At 42.4% G+C, this 2,819-nt stretch carries 1 protein-coding gene and 1 pseudogene; both read left to right on the top strand.

Annotated features, from left to right (window positions below; translation table 11 throughout):
• The first annotated feature begins 204 nt into the window (after positions 1–204).
• On the top strand, positions 205–840 hold the full coding sequence (locus tag BN161_RS25815) for an HU family DNA-binding protein (RefSeq protein WP_044271784.1): 636 nt from the start codon (positions 205–207) through the stop codon (positions 838–840).
• A gap of 360 nt (positions 841–1,200) precedes the next feature.
• Positions 1,201–2,423: pseudogene (locus BN161_RS25810) on the top strand (transposase).
• The last annotated feature ends 396 nt before the right edge of the window (positions 2,424–2,819 follow it).

Raw genomic sequence — 2,819 nt, 5'->3', positions numbered from 1 at the left:
TTTGTGGTAAGCTTTACAGGGTGTCAACCTTGGTTGACAGGGCGATCAACGCAGGTCGACAGGTCGCTCAACCAAGGTTGACAGGGTGGTTGACCAAGGTTGACACCCAATCATTCCTAAGGGTAAACGGGATGTTCCTTAGGAAGAAACAGAATAGTCCCTAATGTAAAACAAATTAATACCTCATAATTAAAACAAGCAAGTATGGCAATCTTATTTGAATGGTACGAAAACCCGGTGGCTCCCAACCAGCCACAAGAAGAAACAAAGCTTCACGCGCGCATCACCCTGAACGGAAAAACAGGAACCGACCGGTTGCGACGCAAAATCCAGGCACGTTGTTCACTGACGGAAACCGATGTGTCCGCCGTGCTCGACGCCCTGTCTCATGCAATGGGTGAAGAACTGGCAGAAGGCAGGCAAGTACATCTGGATGGTATCGGTTACTTCCACCCCACCCTGACCTGCACGGAAGAAATAAAAGAAGATACAAAACGGAAGAACACGAAAGTAAGGCTGAAAGGCATCAAATTCCGGGCGGATCAGGAACTGAGAAGTGAAATAGGAAATGTGAAACTGAAGAATATAAAACACAACGGACACTCCAACAAATTATCGGATGAAGAAATTGACCGCCGACTGACCATCTACTTCAGCCAGCACCACATGATGACAAGAAGTGACTTCCAAAGGGTATGTGGCATGATGAAAACGACCGCAATGGGGCATATCCGCCGTTTACGCGGGGAAGGAAAGCTAAAAAACATCGGATTACAGAACCAACCGATATATGTGCCAAACGTGGGGTATTACGGTATAACAGAAGAAGTTATGATGTAAAAATGTAAAAATCAGGCGTGAGAGTAAGCGGTTTACTCTCACGCTGGATTCTTACTCTCACTCACACTTAATATTCTAATTATCAATAAGCTATTTTAAAAGTGAGGGTAGTGAGAGTTACTCGAACCAACTTTTTATTGAAACCCTTGAGCTTGAGCAATCATTAAATTATAGTTAATTACCCTTTCATACATCGAACCATGTTTCAAAGATTATGTTGTTACAAATGAACAGCAACCTTAATTATGAATTTAACCTGAATAATTCATAGTCGTAAAAAAAAAGAGGAAGTATTTTGTCTTGTCGACAATATTTAGTAATTTTATTGTGCTAAAAATCAAATAACTAAATCACTTCCTCATGGACAAAAATAGCACATTATTCTCAGATTTGCAAGACGAACAGTTTATTTCCTTTTCAAAGAGGATAAGCGGCAAGAAAATCAAGGTTGATTTCGATGCTCCCGACCTTTCCTCCCATGGCGGATTACTCTTTGCGAGTGCCAATAATTGCGCATTTATAGACAGGATGTCAGATTGCCTCCCTGATTGCAGGAACCCCTTCTTCATCCAACATACCATTCGTGACATGGTTCGCCAGCGTGTCGGCCAGATCGCGTGTGGCTATGAGGACGCCAATGACTGTGATGCGCCACGTCACGACAGCACCCTGAAAATGATGGCCGGACAGCTTCCGTCTGACAATGACCTGTGTTCACAGCCTACAATGACTCGGCTGGAAAACAACGTCGGGATTCGTACCTTATACAAGATTGGGAAGTTGTTCGTTCAAGAGTTTGTCCGGTCGTTCGACAAAGTCCCCAAGCGCATCATTCTCGATGTTGATGACACCAATGCCAATACTTACGGTACGCAGCAGCTAACCCTTTTCAATGACTATTATCAGGAGTACTGCTATATGCCCGCACCATCATCGAGTTGCGCGGTGACAGCCACTTCTGCAGCCATGAGTTTATGGATTGGATAAAAGATGCCAAATACTGTTACATAGGTTTCACGACCGACTTGTCCGGTAACCGTACCCTTCTGGATAAGATCGAAAAGCAGAAAAGGCGCGCTGAAAATGATTTCAAGAAAACGGATAGAGGTGTACGCCGTTACTTTGATTTCTACTACAAAGCCAAATCCTGGAAATACGAGCAGCGCGTGGTGGCCAAAATCGAAGTCAATGCACAGGGGACGAACATACGTTTCGTAGTCACATCCAACCGTAACAACCGGCCCGAAACCGTCTATCGGCGTTATTGCGGGCGTGGACTGATGGAACTTTGGATAAAAGACCTCAAATGCCTGCGGGCAGATCGTATGTCATGCAAAAAGTTCAAGGCCAACCAGTTCAGGCTATTTGTTTATGCAGCGGCTTATATGCTGATACACAAGATAAAGCATAATGAATTTAGAAACACTCCGGTCGAGGATTTTACGGTTGAAAGTTTTATTCAGCGCATTATGCTGAGTGCTGTATTGATTAAAGAGAATAAGGGCTTCATCAGAATTAGTTTCGGCAAAGAGCATCGACAGCGGGATGAAATGCGGCAAGCGTTAAAACGAATAGCGGCTTAAAGCACGACCACTTTATATTCTGCAGACTTCCAGAACCGTTTGAAACAATTCAAACGGATTGACAGTCATAGCCTATAACAAAAAAATGTAAGCCGGAAATGACATCAAGAGATAATATCTGACAAAAAAACGATTGAAAACAAAAAGCAGAAGCCGAAAGATTAAAATGGAATCAAACGATCATCAAGGATACGCAGAAAGCATTGATACTTGTTGTAATAAAAAGCCTCTATGAATTATGCAGGTTAAAGTTCTCTGTTTAGTGTTTTGCTTTCTCGCATTTCTATGAAAGTATCGCAAATACACATGTTTTTTACTTTATTGGCTTTATAATAAAAGTTTTAGCTCTAAAAAGCACGATTCTCAGATAAAATCCATACTTTTGCCGAATAATTA

It is taken from the genome of Bacteroides timonensis (assembly GCF_000513195.1).
In the GTDB taxonomy this organism is placed as follows: Bacteria; Bacteroidota; Bacteroidia; order Bacteroidales; family Bacteroidaceae; genus Bacteroides; species Bacteroides timonensis.
Note: the sequence above shows the minus strand (reverse complement) of the source record. Positions and strands in the feature narration are given on the sequence as shown.